The sequence below is a fragment of the Pontibacter lucknowensis genome (genome assembly GCF_900156415.1).
Lineage (GTDB): Bacteria > Bacteroidota > Bacteroidia > Cytophagales > Hymenobacteraceae > Pontibacter > Pontibacter lucknowensis.
The window spans coordinates 860,430-877,438 of the sequence record NZ_FTNM01000001.1 but is presented as its reverse complement, the minus strand read 5'-3'; the positions used below and the strand labels follow the sequence as shown (position 1 = coordinate 877,438).

The window sequence follows — 17,009 nt, the reverse complement described above, 5'->3', positions numbered from 1 at the left end:
TTAGAAGGTGAGTTGAAGAAAAATGTTGGTAATTGTATAGATGTGCCACTAAGGTAGGCATGGCAGATGAGAGTACAGCACAAAATCCGAAGTTTAACCTTTGATGATATGCGTGGCGGATGTGTGGCAGCAAAGTAAATCGCCTGCCACAATGGTATGGAGCAGGCGATCTTTGGTAGGTGTCAGGTATAGCGTCTAGCGTTTCTTTGTTGCCGCTGTCGGGAATTTCATGCGGTAATCCGCATCCACTTCTCCTTTGGATATTTTGGTAAGCTTGTTCTTGATCAGGCGCTTTTTCAGTCCGGAAAGGTGGTCTGTGAACAGGATGCCCTCAATGTGGTCGTACTCATGTTGGATCACACGAGCCGTCATGCCGTCGTAGGTATCGGTGTGTTCATTCCAGTCCTGGTCAAAGTAGCGGATAACGATGCGCTCAGGGCGGTATACCACCTCACGCACACCGGGTATGCTCAGGCAGCCTTCCTCAAAGCCCCACTCCTCCCCATCTTCTTCAATGATCTCCGGGTTGATAAATGCCTTTTTCACACCTTTGCCTTCGTCGCCTTCGTCCATCATGGGCTCAGAGTCGATCACAAACAGGCGTATGCCCTTGCTGATCTGCGGAGCAGCAAGGCCCACGCCGTGGGCATGGTACATGGTGGTGAACATGTCTTCAATCAGCTCATTCAGACCTTCGTAGTCCCTCGGGATGTCCTGCGCCGGTTCCTTCAGCACCGGGTCGCCATAGGCGGTAATAGGGTAAATCATATTGTTCTGCTTTCTAAATACGACTGTAAAATAATGGCTGCGCTCACCCGGTCCACGGTTCCTTTGTCCTGGCGGTCCTTTTTCTTGAGTCCGCCGGCCAGCATCGCTTTCTGAGCCATGCTCGAGGTAAAGCGCTCGTCAACGGTATGCACCGGTATACCCGGAAACTCCTTCTGGAGCTTACGTACAAAGCCAATGACATGTGGCGTTGCATCGGTGGCTTCACCGGTCAGGCGTCGTGGCATGCCCACGACAAAGGCCTCCACGGGCTCACGCAGGGTATAGGCTTTCAGGTAAGTCAGCACATCTTTGGCATGTATAGTTTCGAGTGGCGAAGCAATGATCTGGAGTGTGTCTGTTGCGGCCAGCCCCACCCGCTTGTTGCCGTAATCTATACCTAAAATTCTCGCCATAGTGCCCTGTGTAACGTCTTTTGCCTGCCTTAATCGAGCATTTGCGCTTTAAAAATACAAAGTTAAGGGATTTAATCAGGATTTACAGGATTAAAAAGGATTGGCGGGGTCGATCCGGTTGGAGGGGCTGCGCTTCACCTCGTCTTGCTGTCCTGTACGTGGCATGTGAGCAGAAAAAGGTAGCCTGCCCGGATCTTTTTATACTAAAATGGAATAAAACCCGACCAAAGCTTTGTTAAAAGAATAACAAGCTGTACTGTATGCAGGTATACTTAAAAAGGAGCCTTGTATAGCAGAGCCTGAATATTTATCTCTGTAAAGCTGCAAAAAAGCGCCCGCTTAGCTTTATATTTAACCGTTTTTAGAGATCGAAATGAGCGAAGAAACCAAATATAACCCACAGGAGGAGCCGGAAAAGACAGGTCAGGGTAAAGCCCGTAACACGCCTTTTCAGGTACGCTTGCCCCTGTACATCGCCCTGGCCCTGATTGTGGGAGTGCTGATCGGTGCAAATACCTTTTCCCCTTCCGATAACAATCCGCAAAGTACAGCCAAGGCTTACCTGAAATTCCGCGACATACTGAGCTACATCGATCGTGATTACGTGGACACCGTGGACACCGAGAAGCTAACCGATCACGCCATCACCAAGATGCTCGAGAAGCTCGACCCCCATACCTCCTATATCCCCGCCGCTGATCTGGCCATGGCCCGCTCTTACCTGGAAGGTGATTTTGAAGGCATCGGCGTGGAGTTCAATATCTTTAAAGACACGATTTATGTGATTACCCCCTTGAGTGGCGGACCGTCTGAAGCGGCAGGTATACAGGCCGGTGACAAGATTGTGAGTGTGAATGGCGAGAATGTAGCAGGTACAGGTATAACGAACGAGGGCGTCTTCAAGCGCCTGCGGGGCCCCAAAGGCACAGACGTAAAGATACAGGTGCTGCGCAAAGGCAACAGGAAGCCATTCGACTTCACGATCACCCGCAACAAGATTCCAACCGTGTCAGTGGACGTGAACTACATGGTGAACAGCAACACGGGCTACATCAAAGTGAGCCGCTTCGCCAACAATACCTTTGACGAGTTTAAAACAGCTTTGACCGGACTCAAGAAGAAAGGAATGCAACAGCTGATACTCGACCTGCGCGGCAACCCCGGCGGCTACATGGACCACGCAACCCGCATGGCCGACGAGTTTATAGCAGGTGACAGGATGATCGTGTATACCGATGGCAAAGGCTCCCGCTACGACTCCAAGTCTTTTGCCCGAACCAAGGGTGACTTCGAAAATGGTCCTGTGATCGTGCTGCTGGACGAGGGCAGTGCTTCGGCCTCCGAGATTGTGGCAGGCGCGCTGCAGGACAACGACCGCGCGCTGATTGTGGGGCGTCGCTCATTTGGCAAAGGACTGGTGCAGATGCCAATCCCACTTAACGACGGATCGGAGCTGCGCCTGACCATATCGCGCTACTACACGCCGAGTGGCCGCTCTATCCAGAAGCCTTATGTGGCGGGCACCGAGGATTATCAGAAAGACATGCTGAACCGATTTGAGAATGGGGAGTACTTCCATCCGGACAGCAGTCTGTTTGTGGATTCGCTCAAGTATAAGACAGGTAAAGGCCGTGTGGTGTATGGTGGCGGCGGTATCATGCCTGACATATTTGTAGCCCGCGATACTACGGAGTTGTCGGAGCTGTTGAGCCAGCTTTATAGCAAAAATGTGATTAGGGAATATGCATTGGCCTACTACAACGATAACCGCAAAGACCTGGAGAAGATATCAATGGACAAGTTCGTTAAGTCCTTCAACGTGTCTGATAAAATGCTGCAGGAGTTGATGCGTATGGCAGCACAGTCGGAAGTGAAGTACGACGAGGCCCAGTACAAGCGCTCACAGGCGCTGCTCCGTAATAACGTGAAGGCATTTATTGGTCGCAGCGTATACGGTAACCCGGGTTTCTTCCCGATCCTGCACGAGAAGGACGAGGAGTTTCAGGAAGCCCTTCGCCAGTTTGGCAAGGCCCAGCGATTGGCCAAAGGAGGCGTATAACAAATCAGAATTTATACCTGTATCAGAAAGGCACCCGGTAGGGCTGCTTTTATAAACCATAACCAAACAGAGAGGAATGGCTTATTATTACAAACTAGGCACCATCCCGCAGAAGCGCCATGTGCAGTTCAGGCAGGAGGACGGAAGTCTGTACGCCGAGCAGCTGGTGGGTACGCTGGGCTTCAGCGGCCTGTCGTCTTTGCTGTACCACAAGAATCCGCCGACGCGCATCACCCGGATTGACGACCCTATACCGTACGCACCCAAAATCGCCGAAGGTATAAAGCTGGCTCCGCACCACCTAAAGACGCTCGATCAGACCGTTACAGGTTCTGACTACCTGAGCGCCCGTAAAACCATGATGCTCAACAGCGATGTGGCCATCAGCATCTGCAATCCATCGGAGCGCAAAATGGACTACTACTACAAAAACGGCCAGGCCGACGAGGTGGTGTTCGTGCACGAGGGCAGCGGTGTGCTGCTGTCGCAGATGGGCAAGCTGGAGTTCCGCGAGGGCGACTATATCGTTATTCCGCGCACTATCATCCACCAGTTCCATTTCAACGACGGTCCGGTGCGCTTGCTGATCACCGAGTCATTCAGCCCGATCGAGACGCCGCGCCGCTACCGCAACCATTTCGGGCAGTTGCTGGAGCACTCCCCGTTTTGTGAGCGCGACATACGTGCCCCACATGAGCTGATCGAGTACACTGAGGGCGGCGAGCACCTGGTGCAGATCAAGAAAGACGGCATGCTGCACCAGTACTACTACGACTTCAGTCCGTTTGACGTGGTGGGCTGGGACGGCTACTTCTACCCATATGCGCTGTCCATCTACGACTTCGAGCCCATCACCGGCCGCATTCACCAGCCACCTCCCGTGCACCAGACCTTCGAGGCGCACAACTTCGTGATCTGCTCTTTTGTGCCGCGTTTGTTCGACTATCACCCACAGGCTATACCTGCGCCTTACAACCACTCCAACGTAGACTCCGACGAGGTGCTCTACTACGTAGCGGGCGATTTTATGTCGCGCAAAGGGGTGGACAGAGCTTCATTTACGGTACACCCGGGTGGCATACCGCATGGCCCGCACCCGGGCACGGTGGAGGCAAGCATCGGCAAGAAAGAAACCCACGAGTACGCTGTGATGATCGACACCTTCAAGCCGCTATACCTGACCGAAGAGGCCGCTGGCCTGATGGACAAGAACTACCCAATGAGCTGGCTCGAAAATGGCCCGGGTGGCTCGCGTGCTGCGGACATGTTTGATTAAGGGTATACTCTCGATCATTTTTGTTATTTTTGCACTCTGTGCAGGCATATAGTAAGGGCAGCCCGCAAGGCTGCTCTCCTTTTTTAGGCCCTGCAAGCTTGTAAACGAATAACAGAGAGTACTTTAAATTTCACCCTTTTATGAAAAAAATGCTGCTGGCGGCTTTTGTGCTGCTCACCATTATAGCAACATCCTGCGATAAAGTAGACGATTTGCTCACGTTCTACATCAATCAGGAAGAAACCATCAAGATTGAGTCTAATTTTCCGATAGGCGCAGTTACTCCGCTTTCTCCTGTACCTGTCAAGACTAACTCGTCGGAGACTTTCAAGAATAATAAGACCCGTGCCGAACTTGTAAAGGATGTGAGCCTGAACAAACTCACCCTAACCATAGTCGACCCAGCGGACGAGAACTTTGATTTCCTGCGCAGCATCGAGATCTACCTGAGCAACGACCAAGGAGCCGAAACGAAAATAGCGTATCTAGACGAGGTGCCGAAGGGTGTTAAAACTATAGAGCTGAAGTCGACTAACGCTAAGCTTGACGAGTATATAAAGGGCGAGACTTATACAATCAGGACAAGAGTTGCCGTGGCCAAACTGATTACACGTGATATTACCATTAAGTCGGCCATGCGCTTTAAAGTAACCGCAGACCCAATTTAATTATGCAGACCTTAACCATGAGAATTTCAGAAAGCAACAAACTGGAGAAGATCATCATTGTAGGCGACCGGGTGCTGATCAAGCCGAAGACTTCGCGGGAGCAGACCAAGAGCGGGCTATACCTCCCGCCTGGTGTACAGGAAAAAGAGAAGGTGCAGGAAGGCTATGTGATGAAAGTTGGTCCGGGTTACCCAATGCCTGCTGACTATGGCTTTGATGAAGAGGTGTTTGGCGACGAGGAGCAGGAACAAGTGCGCTATCTGCCGCTTCAGATAAAAGAGGGCGACCTGGCCATCTACCTGCAGCGCGACGCCATCGAGATCAACTACCTCAGCGAGAAATACTTTATCGTGCCGCAGTCAGCAGTGCTGATGCTGGTACGTGAAGAGGATTTGTAAACTCAATTGGAGCTTTTATAAAGGCGCCATACCTGTCAAACGGGTATGGCGCTTTGTATTTCCATCTTTTGTCGTTTAAATAGGCCTGTTTACCAGTTATGTAGTATGGTTAAGCGTTTTGTTGTCAGGAAAAAGCAAGTATTGTGGCCTCGGGGGCATCTATTCTATACCTTTGTATAAACACTCACTTTGATTGCCCTCTTACTTTATGATTGGCTGTATACCTACACCTGGTTTTGTGCGGATGGTTGTGCTTGTATTGACTGTGCTGGCATGGCAACAGGTAGTAGCGCAGGAGAAAAAAGCTCCTGTCTTTGCCAATGTGAAGCAGCTGCAGGCGCTTCGCATAACCGAACCCATCAAAATTGACGGTTCGCTGGACGAGGAAGTCTGGCAACAGGCCGAGACCGCCTCAAACTTTATACAGAGCAGTCCCAACCCCGGCGCGAAAGAGGTGCATCCCACGAAGGTGCGCATTCTCTACGACGATGAGTCTATCTACGTGGGCGCCATTATGCACGATGTGTCCCAGGACAGTATATTTAAACAACTGGGCAAGCGGGATGATCTGGGCAATACCGATTTTTTTGCAGTGTTCTTCGACACGTACAATGACCAGATCAATGGATTTGGCTTTTATTTGACGCCCGCAGGTGTGCAGCTCGATGCACGCTACTCTTCCGACGGTGAAGACTTTACCTGGAATGCCGTGTGGGAGAGCAATACTAAACTTGATGGCAACTCTTGGGTAGCAGAGATGCGCATACCTTACTCGGCCCTCCGATTCAGCAGCAAGCCGGAGCAGCTATGGGGACTTAACTTCATGCGTAACAGACGGTCCACGCGGCAGGAGTTTTTCTGGAATCATGTGGACCCAGCCATCAACGGTTTCATGAACCAGTTTGGCAAGCTTAGGGGCATCAAAAATGTGGAAGCACCGCTGCGGCTCTCGCTCACGCCCTACGTATCGGCCTATGCAGAGAAGTACCCGGTGCGCAACGGCGACGGCAGCGTGCGATACGAAGACAATGTTAACTTTAGTGGAGGTATGGACGTGAAGTACGGCATCAACGACGCCTTCACACTCGATATGACGCTCATACCTGATTTCAGCCAGGTGCAATCCGATAACCAGGTGCTCAACCTGTCGCCTTTCGAGGTGCAGTTCAACGAATACCGGCCTTTCTTTATGGAGGGCACGGAGCTGTTCAACAAAGGCGGCTTCCTTTATTCCCGACGCATTGGTGGCACACCCATCAATTTTCTGAACGCAAGTGCCGAACGCGAACAAGGCAACACTGTCATCGAAAACCCGCGCGAAACCAAGATGCTGAACGGTACCAAGATATCGGGCCGCACGCAGTCGGGCTTGGGTATAGGCTTGTTCAACGCGGTGGTAGGACGGCAATTCGCTACACTCGAAGACAGTGAGGGCAACCGCTTCAAAAAAGAGACGCAGCCGCTCACTAACTATAACATCCTGGTACTTGACCAGTCGCTCAAGAACAACTCCTACGTGACGCTTGTGAATACCAACGTGCTGCGTGCAGGCAGCACCTACGACGCCAACCTGACCGGTATGCTCTTCAGGATAGCTAACCAAGGCAACCGATATGCCGTGGAAGGCAGTGCCGCCCTGAGCCAAAAATACTATCCAGGCGATGCGCAGCTGGGGCACATGTACAGCATCGGCGGGGGCAAGGTAAGCGGCAATTTCCAGTACAGGTTCACCCACTCCATGAAGTCCGACACCTACGACCCGAATGACATGGGCATCAATTTCATCCGCAATACCGTGGACGAGGACCTGAACCTGCGCTACAACATCTACCAGCCTTTCTGGAAGCTTCTCAATATGAATACCCAATTGGGAGCCACCTACAGCCGCCGGTATAAGCCCGACGATTTTCAGAACTTTGTGATCTATGGCAGGGTGAGCGGCACTTTCCGCAATTTTCTGAGTGTGGGCACCAACTTTAATTTGGAACCAGTGAAGACCTATGACTTCTTCGAGCCACGGGTAGCAGGTCGCTACTATACCTTTCCGGTGAACCGCAGTATTGGCGGCTGGATCTCGTCGGACTACCGCAAGCGACTGGCCCTGGATGTGGACTTCAGCTACCGTACGTTTGACGAGCACAAGCGCCAGAATTTAGGCTACTCCGTTTCGCCACGCTTCCGGGTGAATGACAAGCTGATGTTCATCTACAGGTATAGCCGCAACAGCAATCGCGACGACATGGGCTATGCCAACCATCTTACCCGAAGCACGGAAGCAGGAAAGCAGCACGACATTATCTTCGGTCTGCGTGACGTGAATACGGTAGACAACACCCTCACCAGCTCTTATATCTTCAACAACCGCATGTCGCTGTCGCTGCGGGCGCGGCACTACTGGTCCAAGGCAGAGTATAACCGTTTCTTCGAGCTCGGAAACAAAGGGGAATTGTTAACCAGCAGCTATCCGAATGGCGGCTATTTCCCTGAAAACGAACTTCCAAACCACAACATCAATTATAACGCCTTCAACATCGATATGATCTACTCGTGGTGGTTTGCGCCGGGCAGCGAGATCAGCATAATGTGGAAGAACGCCATTTTGGAAAGCCAGGGCGACATCGTGCCCCGCTACCACGAAAACTTTACCCGCACCATCACCGGGCCGCAGACCAATAGTCTTTCGGTAAGGGTACTGTACTTTATCGACTACCAGGTGTTGAAGAAGCAGTTCTCTAAGTCCTAGGAATGAGATACTCCAAAAAGAAGGCCTGGAGCTGTAGTAGCTTCGGGCCTTCTTGCTTTAAGGTATGGCAGGTATAGGTTAGTTGATCGGTTGGGTCAGGTCGAAGTCGGCCTGAAAGCGGAGTTGGTTATCGCGCTTGAGTATGTAGCTGAACGTGCGTCCGTCGGGACTCAGGACCACATTCCACTCGTTGGTGGAGGCCGCAGGTATAAGCTGGGCGGTGAAAGCGTCGGCCGGGAAACGCATGGTGGTTGCGTCGTCAGTATCCATGGCAATGCCGCCGTACATGGTCACTTCGTCTGGGGTGCCGTCTTCGTGTCGGTGGTCATGCTTGAGTTGTAAGCCTTCCTCCATTTTAGTGAATACCCACGTTCTGGATTTGTCTTCACCCACGTGGAACGGGACACGGATAACCTGGTCGGAGCACTCACGCACGTGCATGGTCAGTTCTTTGCCTGCAAATGGGTCTTTGCCATCGGCCGGGAACACAGCCTTGCCTCTGAAGCTCTTACCGCACAGCTTGCTTAACTGAGAAAAGAAAGCCTGCTGCGTAGCCGTTACAGGTGATTGCGGGGCCGTAACCGTTTCCTGTTGCGTAGTGGTAGTCTCGGCAGTAGTGTTCGTTATGCTGCTGGCCTGTGGTTGCTGGGCGCAGGAGGCGAACATGAATGCCACACCGATAGCGAGTAGTAATCTCTTCATAGTTTCTGTTTTGTTTGGCTGAAGATAGGGAATACCACCGGATAAGCAAAGTTGGTCTAGCTCCTAGAGAAGTATAAGCTGCCTCAATAATCAGGTTTCATTATTGAAAACTAATCAGTGATTATGAATTTATGTTTTTTACGGTGGTTTTCTCCTGCCAGACTTATGAAATAAAGCCCATTGGGTAGATTACCTGTTTCAATTGAGGTGAGGCCAGTAAAGCTTTGCTCGTGGAAAAGTCGCCCTGTAACATCCGATACTTGAGCTACATTTACCGTAACACCGCTTGTTTTCAAAATGACTGTAGAGCCCCTCTTCGCAAGGGTGGGATATACCTCTACATCGTCTGTTTGTTCAGTATCCGATTGTAGGTCATTGATTTTATAGCTCAGGTTATCAGTCTTAGTAGTTGTGAGTAGTTTAAGATTATTACCTAAAGCGGGTTTGATGCTCTCGTAAGTTGATGTGGCATTGCCTACTCTGACCTCATCAACATACCATACACGTTTTATAGAATTAGTTGAGGACCCATTATTCCAACTGCTTTTGTAAATACCCATTTTCCATCTGCCAATAGGACCATCAAACATAGTAGGGCCCTGGTAGTCCATCTTGAGTTCACCATTTATCCAGACCTGCATGACCCCATCAGTCAGATGCTGCTTGATGTGGATTACAAAGTGCACCCATTGATCATAAATAATGGACCCCATGATGTAGTAGTGCGTTTTGCTTCCATCTGGAGAACGCCTTAGCACTTCAAAGCGACCATTTTCAGTACGGAATGTCATCATGGGCCGCCCGAAACTGCTTCCCTGATGCCACTGGTTGAAAGCCTCGTCATCAGTGTCGATTAAGTTGTCTTCAGAAGGGAAGTAGCCCACAAATGAGTGCCAAGTTTCCTGCTGTGCCAAGTCCTCAGAGAAAAGTACCTCTGCTCGGGTACCGTTAGAGGCGGGTGGGTCTCCTGCTCTCAATTCCCAGCGCCCAACTTTTAGGTCCTGATAAGTCGGGTTACCTACCACATTGAACCCATAAGTAGTACTGGTTTGAATATTCATGCCAGTGAAACCAACTCCGCTTTCAAATCCTTCATAATATAGGACTTTGGGCTGCTCTAAGGCGGGCTGTTGGATTGAATAGCTCTGCCCGCCGGTGTAGCCGCCATTGATAACATTACCCGCAACATCCATAATGCCCGTACCGGTTTCCTGCAGGTCCAAACGCAAAGTTCCTTCACCAGAAACAGTACCAACTGTCAGGTCATAAGTATTGCCGGCAGTGCCCACGGCTGCGGTTGATGTCACAGTCCCGCTCACAGTACCGGAGGTGGTGGCCGTAAAGTCAGCCGCATCCACACCTGCTACTTTCTCAGAAAAAGTTACCCTAAAGCTTAGGTTAGAAGCGCTGGTGACTTCGGTGGTTGGGTTTTGCCTGTTGATACTTGTTACTGTAGGAGGGATTTGATCTGTTGGTGTCGGAACTGCATGGGCTATAAGTTCTAAATCAAAGGCCATGTCCGGTGTGTTTGCCTGCGCCTGATGGATTTCCACTGCAATTACATTAGTGCCTTTATAAAAAGCTGAGGGGCTAATGGAGAATGATTGGGGAACAGTTCCACTATCAGCCGCCTCTTTAGCTAATGTGGTAAAAGCAACGTTACCTGTAGGCATGTTGCTCCGGTGCACTTCCTTGCCATTTACATAAACTACTGCTCCGTCATCTCTTTTCACATTGATAGTAAAGGAAGAGTAAATGGCAGGATCAGTTATGGAAATGCTTTTACGGAAATAAGTGGTGATATACTTCTTGCTGGGATTTGATCCGAAGCTTATCACAGTAGCAGCATCACTTATACCATAGCCAAATTTCCCATTGGCTGTTTTCCACTTGGTGTCCTTAAAGGCCACAGTGCGCCAGTTTGTATTTTGATTGGTGCCGTTATCGAGGTATCGCCAAGAAGAGCCAAAAGGAACAAGACTGGTCTGAGCGAACGCATTAAATGAAATTAACAGTAAGCAGTAAAGAATAGATGTGATTTTAAGCATTGTCCCTGTGTTAAAGCTTTAGTAACAATCTATGGGAATAGATCGAAAGCAAGGTGGGGTCAAGTTGTGCTATCGCATGTAGAGCGATTCTTTCTTCTTAATTATGTGGGGTAGTAAGGAGGCTTTAGAAAGAAGAAAGTAATTGAGTATTCGAGAGCTCAAAACGGAGAAAATAGTTCAGATTTTGGCTTGGGTTGTTTATAAATAATACGAGGAATATTATTTATAATCTGTGTTGTAACAGTGTTTAGATCTTTTAATTAGCAAACAGTATCTAATGTTATTCTAACTCCATGATATGGGAGGTGAAAGTAAAAAGCTGTACCCTTTTTGTGAAACATATGAAGGCCCCATTTTAAAATTGCTTTGAAGTGTCTCTATCAGATGAAGGGTTTGATGAAATTAATCTGATAGCTAAGGAGGAGAAGGGAAATGTAGCCGGAACGATCTAGTTTTAAGTTTCGGATTCATCAGTAGTATAGATTGTTCTTATTGGCAATTAACTTTTAACATAAAAAAAGCCCTGGCTGTTAAGCCAGGGCTCTTCTGATTGCTCGCTGCTTATTAGCGCTGTAAGACGAGCTTTTGGGTAAAGGCCTGATTACCGAACTTCACGCGGAGCAGGTAAATGCCAGAGGATCTTGCCGAGAGGTCGATGTTTGCTTCATAGAAACCATTGAAGCCAGCCACTTTACGGGTATAGATCAGGTTGCCCAGCATGTCGGTCACGTTCAGGTACAAATCCTCCTGCTGCGCCGTCTCAAATTGCACCTTAAATACGCCGGTACTTGGATTAGGCGAGGCTACCAACTCCTTCTTCAGTTCACGGCCATTAGCCTGATAGGCGAAGGTATAGATCTGCGATCGTGTAGAAACGCAGCCCTTCCACTGTGCCTGCACGCTATAGTCCCCGCTTTCTGTTGGGGTATAGGTCTGCTCAGTGGCACCAGGTATAGGCTGGCTGTTCAGGTACCACTGGTTGCCGTCCGCTGCACTTGACTGCAGGCTTAGGCCCTGGCGTGAAATCACCGGCGTCGGGAGTGGAGAGCCATTCTCAACCGGAACAGCTACCCTTGGACTAATACAGCCGAGAGCGCGCACCTTCAGGTCATAAAAGTAATAGTAATAGCTTAGCGCCCCCGGGTTGGCCGTGGTACCGGTAATAGTGAACACATTGCTTACGCCAAATGGATAACCCGTTACGCCGGCATTGTTTCTGTAGATGGTGGCCCCATTCGCATGGTCATACGTGATTGCGATGTTGTATGTGCCAGCCTCAGGAAGCTCCAGTCCAAGGTAGTATACCTCGCCCTGATCATTTGGGTCATCCTCCTGCACGCCCGGGGCAGGGCTGGAGCGGGTAGCCTCCACAGTAATGGTCCGGCTCGAAACAGGAGAACCATTACTGTTGTAGGCTGTAAACGTGATTTTGCCGGGGTTGCCGATATACAGACGGGCGCTTTCCAGCAGCATAGGAGCCTTGGCGTCTACGATCACATCCGGCGTAAACTGGTTATACCCCCCGCCTGTTGCAAACTTCTTGGTCGCTGGTCCAACAGTGGCCGAGAAATCATTGAGGGAGGCATAGAGCGTGCCGTTAACACTGCTCGTTGCGATACTGGTTGAGTTGCCCGCAGCGATGGGGGTGCCTCCGCTTGCCGTGTTGTACCAGAAGATGGTGCCATCGCCAGTGCCGGTCAGGGTATAGCTTGGCTGGTCGCCGCAGCGAGTCGCCACTGCTTGTGCCACGGTAGTGTTGCCACCTACCCCGTAGGTCTTGCTCAGAGTGTTATTCTCTGGTACAGCATCACTGGTGGTGCCTGCCGAAGCAATCAGTTCATAAGTAGCGCCAGCCTCTGTCTGAAAATCGGCTGTCAGCAAGACCTCATCTGTGGCAAAGGATTTTAGCATTTTGGTGTAAACCGTTGTCATGGCAGCTACCTTGGAACCACTACGGTATACCTCTAGTGTCACTGGGATATTTTTCTGATCGCGGAGCCCATTATTGCGGATTGTGACCAGGAACTGCTGATTTGTGCCGGCGCAGAGCGATGAACCCACCGGCATTACCTGCTCCAGGGCAACATCTGTGGAAGGCTTTGTGATCTGAATGATATAGTCCTGCGTTTCGCCGCGGGTGTAAGTGCCACAAGAGCTTATGCCTGCCGGAGTGGAGGTTTCAACCAACACGACGCGCAGTCGGGTCATGTAGCCAGGTTGTAGAAAAGAGGGGGCTGAAATGTTGGCATTGAACATCCCGACACCGTTGGTAACACCAGAAGCAGCAGCTTCCTCGCCCTGATCTTCGAAGCTGCCATTGCCGTTCCAGTCCACGTACACCTTGGCAGCCTTGCTGGCATTGGCGCCGCAGGTGCCCAGTTCAAACGACACCGTTTTAGTTTGCCCCGGCTCAAAGGATAGCAGCATTTCCTCCTGCAAGCGGTAGGTGGCGCATCCTTCAAAAGAAGTTGTAATGCCGTCAAAGACAATTTTGCTGATGCGTGAACCTGCCTCCGAAGTCGGAGTGCTTGCACAATAGGCTGTGCCGCCCATTCCGCTCACCAGCAGGGAATATTCCTGAGGCCCTTTCTGAAGCGTGCGCTTGTGCGATACGGTAATGGTGTAGGTCTCGCCAGGTATAGCGTTAGGTATAAGCACCTGCTCTACATTGTCTACCAAGTTGTCGCCTTGGACTGCGGGCAGTTCGGGAGCATTGGGGTTTAATACCCAGGGCATAATCGTATTGCCGCGGTTCGTGACGCGTATATCCAGGTCATTAATCAGGCGCGGACTGCGGTTATTCAGGGCGCTATACATGGAATGGGCAGCTCCTTCCGGGTCGGTCCAGGAAATGGTGGCCACCAGTGGTCCCGTGCCGGATGCCACTACCTCCAGCGTATAAGTTTTACCTTGCTCCAGATTGCGCTCCTGTATCAGGTGCGTGTTCTGGGTGTTGCTGATCATGGTAGCGGCGCGACTGGCGTTCAGAAGCCCCCAACCATGCATGTAGTCAGGTCCTGGAGCATCGCCGGCCTCGTCAGCCGTATGAATGGCCAAGCCTTTGAGTGTGGCGGCACGCATGAACTTCCCGTTGTTCAGGTTGGCATAGTGCTCCTGCAGGAGCAGCAGGGAACCTGAAATGTTGGGGGCTGCCATGGAGGTGCCGCTCAGAGCTTTGTAAGAATTGTCGCTGGCACTGGTTGTAGAAAGAATTCTTTCTCCGCCACCTACCAGGTCAGGCTTAATACGACCATCATCAGTAGGGCCAAAGCTGCTGAAGCTGGTAATCTTGACATCGGAAGGCTGGTTGTAGCCGTTTGGGAGGCTGTTTACGGCACCCACAGTAAGTATATTCTTGGCAGTGCCGTAAGTGGCGATGCCATCATAGCCGTTGTTGCTGCTGATGTTGCCCGGGCGCTGTGCCACCAGTGTAAAGTTGCCGTTGGAGTTGCGCTGCATGTAAGGCTTGCCCACAGCGGGACCAGGCTCCTGCCGGTTGTTACCACCTGACTTCACAATCAGAAAATAAGGTGCGTTGTAGGCAATGCGGTCCCAGCTGACAGCAGTTTCGTCATAGTAGCCAAACTTGTAGTCCTCTGTTTCGCTTACCTGAGGAGTGCCCCACCATTCCCAGTACGGATCCTCATCGGTGCCTTTGCGTTCACTATTATAACGCCAGCCGGCTATGGTGCCATAGGAGTGGTTCGAAACCAGCATATTGGCTTGCGCAGCCTCGGCCATTTCGGAAGGACTGTTATTAAAATCGTAAGCGTGCAGCTTTTTTACCCCGTGCGCCATGCCTTTGGCCATCAGGCTCTGTCCGCTGGCAATGAGGGTGCCGGCCACGTGGGTGGCATGATCATTCAGTTTGGAGGGTTTGTCTTTCTGCTCTATCCGGCCGCGCAGCTCCACATGCGACTCGCGTACCAGGCCACCGTCCCAGATCCCCATTTTGTCCGTGACGCTGTTGCTCGCCCCACTGAGGTTAAGTCCCAGCTTGCCGCCTGTCCAAAGCTGGTTTGTGCGGGTTGTGATGGCGGCGTTGTTGTTGTAGGTGATGTAGTAAACCGGCATGCCCAGTTCATCAAGGCTCTGTAAGGATATGTGGGTACCGTCCTTGTAAGTCTTTTCAATTTCCCAGCCATTTCGCTTGGCAAGCGCAATGGCTTCGGCACGCTTTGTCCGGTAACTTTTGTCTTCAGCTGCCGCAATGCGGCCCAGCTCCTGCACATTAGCGCGCACAGGCACCGAGCTACTCTGCTGCGCAAAGCTAACAGAAGTCGTTGCAAGTGCCGCAGCCATCAGCCAAAGGCTCAATCCTCTCATAAAGTAGTAGTAGGTAGAAGTTTAGAACCACCAATATAACTAAAAGTGCGCGAACGCCAAACTGGTTCAGCGTGAATACTTTATTTGGTGAAACATTGGTTTGGAGAGGTGCCAGGACCTGTGTTAATGCCGGCTGCTTTCAAAACAAAGCGCCCTGAGCTGTGAGCCCAAGGCGCTTTGTTTTGTCGTGGATATGACTTGTTTACTTTTGGAGGTACTTGGCAAAATCCTTAGCAAAGTATGACAGGATGATGTCAGCGCCTGCCCGCTTGATGCTCAGCAAACTCTCTAGCATGGCTTTCTCCCCGTCGATCCAGCCCTTCAGGCCGGCGGCTTTCACCATGGCATACTCCCCGCTCACGTTGTAGGCTGCTATCGGCAGGTGTGAGTTGTCGCGCAGCAGCTTGATGATGTCGAGGTAGGCTAGAGCGGGCTTTACCATCAGGTAGTCGGCTCCTTCTTCGGTGTCCAGGGCGGCTTCAATCAGAGCTTCACGGCTGTTGGCCGGGTTCATCTGGTAGGTTTTCTTGTCGCCCATTTTCGGGGCAGAGTCCAGGGCGTCGCGGAATGGACCGTAGAAGGCACTCGCATACTTGGCAGTATAGCTCATGATGCCCACCTTGTGGAAACCGTTCTCGTCGAGCACGCGGCGGATGTGGCCTACACGACCGTCCATCATATCGGAAGGACCTACGATGTCGGCACCTGCCTGTGCCTGCGTGAGCGCCATTTTGCCGAGTACTTCCAGCGTCTCATCGTTTACGATCTCACCGTTTATCACAATGCCGTCGTGCCCGTCGGAGCTATAAGGGTCCATGGCCACGTCGGTCATCAGCACCACGTCCGGGAAGTTCCTCTTGATTTCACGGATAGCTCTAGGGAACAGGCCCTCCGGGTTCTCGCTTTCTTTGGCGTACTTGTCCTTCAAACTTTCAGGGATGCTCGGGAAAGGGGCGAAGGCTTTGATGCCCAGATCGACGCAGCTGGCCACTTCATCGAGCAAAGTGTCAATGGAGTAGCGGTTAATGCCCGGCATCGAGGCCACTTCTACTTTCTGGTTTTGCCCCTCGATGATGAAAAGCGGGAAGATGAAGTCGTTCAGTTCCAGGGCAGTTTCCTGCACCATGCTGCGGATGACTTCGTTATAGCGGTTTCGTCTTGGTCTTTTGGTGATCATAGTATAGCGATTGCTCTAAAATGCTTCAACATAGGTATACGGCAAAGGTACGGCTTATGCTTGGCAAAGTGAAATGCTACTCTATGCCCTCTGTTCCGTCCCGGTCAAAATTCTCCAGTAGCTTTTTAGCCTCCTCTTCATCATGACCAGAGATAATTAACTTAACCGGGTTAAAACCGCCGGAAGCTACTTGAAAAGGCGCAATACTGCCCATGTGCTCATTTTGCATGAACACATAAATGCCATGGTTCTCGAGCATGTTTTTGATGACAGCCGCCCGGTGGAAGTCGCCGGAGAAGATAACGATAGGTCTGGACTGTTCTTGTTGTGTCATGTTTTCAAAGCTGTTGCTATTCTAAAGCTACCAAATTTCGGGCAGACGAGCATGGTTGGCGCAGATAAAAAAAGGCGAAGCCACTACAGCCTCGCCT

Annotated in this window: 12 protein-coding genes; 5 read left to right on the top strand and 7 right to left on the bottom strand. The window is 51.0% G+C overall.

Translation table 11 applies throughout. The features are described 5' to 3' along the window. Positions 1 to 195 precede the first annotated feature (195 nt). Together def and ruvX are read right to left on the bottom strand one after the other, a co-directional pair. The gene (def, locus tag BW972_RS03955; RefSeq protein ID WP_007653138.1) at positions 196 to 768 is read right to left on the bottom strand and encodes a peptide deformylase; all 573 of its coding nucleotides are present in this window, start codon (positions 766 to 768) and stop codon (positions 196 to 198) included. Then, a complete protein-coding gene (ruvX, locus tag BW972_RS03950; protein ID WP_007653137.1) occupies positions 765 to 1,181 on the bottom strand; it encodes a Holliday junction resolvase RuvX in 417 nt (138 codons plus the stop codon). Before ruvX ends, def begins: the two co-directional genes overlap by 4 nt. A gap of 373 nt (positions 1,182 to 1,554) precedes the next feature. Here ruvX and BW972_RS03945 point away from each other — a divergent pair, with 373 nt between their 5' ends. From BW972_RS03945 to BW972_RS03925, 5 genes are all read left to right on the top strand, one after another. Beyond that, a complete protein-coding gene (locus tag BW972_RS03945; RefSeq protein ID WP_076421164.1) occupies positions 1,555 to 3,240 on the top strand; it encodes a S41 family peptidase in 1,686 nt (561 codons plus the stop codon). Between the two features lie 76 nt (positions 3,241 to 3,316). After that, on the top strand, positions 3,317 to 4,516 hold the full coding sequence (locus tag BW972_RS03940) for a homogentisate 1,2-dioxygenase (protein WP_076421162.1): 1,200 nt from the start codon (positions 3,317 to 3,319) through the stop codon (positions 4,514 to 4,516). 140 nt (positions 4,517 to 4,656) lie between these two features. Further along, on the top strand, positions 4,657 to 5,184 hold the full coding sequence (locus BW972_RS03935; RefSeq protein WP_076421159.1) for a hypothetical protein: 528 nt from the start codon (positions 4,657 to 4,659) through the stop codon (positions 5,182 to 5,184). Between the two features lie 17 nt (positions 5,185 to 5,201). Continuing rightward, positions 5,202 to 5,582 (top strand): co-chaperone GroES, encoded by a 381-nt coding sequence (locus BW972_RS03930; protein WP_040573517.1) that lies wholly within the window; start codon positions 5,202 to 5,204, stop codon positions 5,580 to 5,582. A 193-nt stretch (positions 5,583 to 5,775) separates the two neighbouring features. Beyond that, positions 5,776 to 8,325 (top strand): DUF5916 domain-containing protein, encoded by a 2,550-nt coding sequence (locus BW972_RS03925; RefSeq protein WP_143731837.1) that lies wholly within the window; start codon positions 5,776 to 5,778, stop codon positions 8,323 to 8,325. A 78-nt stretch (positions 8,326 to 8,403) separates the two neighbouring features. On the opposite strand, the gene BW972_RS03920 is transcribed toward BW972_RS03925, so the two are convergent. From BW972_RS03920 to BW972_RS03900, 5 genes are all read right to left on the bottom strand, one after another. After that, on the bottom strand, positions 8,404 to 9,027 hold the full coding sequence (locus BW972_RS03920; protein WP_007652234.1) for a hypothetical protein: 624 nt from the start codon (positions 9,025 to 9,027) through the stop codon (positions 8,404 to 8,406). A 110-nt stretch (positions 9,028 to 9,137) separates the two neighbouring features. Then, positions 9,138 to 11,075 carry a heparin lyase I family protein gene (locus tag BW972_RS03915; protein WP_076421155.1) on the bottom strand — a complete coding sequence of 646 codons (1,938 nt, stop codon included), beginning with the start codon at positions 11,073 to 11,075 and terminating at the stop codon, positions 9,138 to 9,140. 564 nt (positions 11,076 to 11,639) lie between these two features. After that, positions 11,640 to 15,401, bottom strand: coding sequence for a S8 family serine peptidase (locus BW972_RS03910; protein ID WP_076421153.1), 3,762 nt, complete (start codon positions 15,399 to 15,401; stop codon positions 11,640 to 11,642). A 202-nt stretch (positions 15,402 to 15,603) separates the two neighbouring features. Continuing rightward, positions 15,604 to 16,578 (bottom strand): porphobilinogen synthase, encoded by a 975-nt coding sequence (hemB, locus tag BW972_RS03905; protein WP_076421151.1) that lies wholly within the window; start codon positions 16,576 to 16,578, stop codon positions 15,604 to 15,606. A gap of 76 nt (positions 16,579 to 16,654) precedes the next feature. Next, positions 16,655 to 16,912: a putative signal transducing protein gene (locus BW972_RS03900; RefSeq protein WP_007652236.1), complete on the bottom strand. Its 258-nt coding sequence runs from the start codon at positions 16,910 to 16,912 to the stop codon at positions 16,655 to 16,657. Positions 16,913 to 17,009 lie beyond the last annotated feature (97 nt).

Bases quoted from the DNA above. Each gene is read 5' to 3' on its own strand.
- BW972_RS03915 (WP_076421155.1), bottom strand. From the start codon at position 11,075: ATGCTTAAAATCACATCTATTCTTTACTGCTTACTGTTAATTTCATTT.
- BW972_RS03935 (WP_076421159.1), top strand. From the start codon at position 4,657: ATGAAAAAAATGCTGCTGGCGGCTTTTGTGCTGCTCACCATTATAGCA.
- BW972_RS03920 (WP_007652234.1), bottom strand. From the start codon at position 9,027: ATGAAGAGATTACTACTCGCTATCGGTGTGGCATTCATGTTCGCCTCC.
- BW972_RS03940 (WP_076421162.1), top strand. From the start codon at position 3,317: ATGGCTTATTATTACAAACTAGGCACCATCCCGCAGAAGCGCCATGTG.
- BW972_RS03910 (WP_076421153.1), bottom strand. From the start codon at position 15,401: ATGAGAGGATTGAGCCTTTGGCTGATGGCTGCGGCACTTGCAACGACT.
- hemB (WP_076421151.1), bottom strand. From the start codon at position 16,578: ATGATCACCAAAAGACCAAGACGAAACCGCTATAACGAAGTCATCCGC.
- BW972_RS03930 (WP_040573517.1), top strand. From the start codon at position 5,202: ATGAGAATTTCAGAAAGCAACAAACTGGAGAAGATCATCATTGTAGGC.
- BW972_RS03945 (WP_076421164.1), top strand. From the start codon at position 1,555: ATGAGCGAAGAAACCAAATATAACCCACAGGAGGAGCCGGAAAAGACA.
- def (WP_007653138.1), bottom strand. From the start codon at position 768: ATGATTTACCCTATTACCGCCTATGGCGACCCGGTGCTGAAGGAACCG.
- BW972_RS03900 (WP_007652236.1), bottom strand. From the start codon at position 16,912: ATGACACAACAAGAACAGTCCAGACCTATCGTTATCTTCTCCGGCGAC.
- ruvX (WP_007653137.1), bottom strand. From the start codon at position 1,181: ATGGCGAGAATTTTAGGTATAGATTACGGCAACAAGCGGGTGGGGCTG.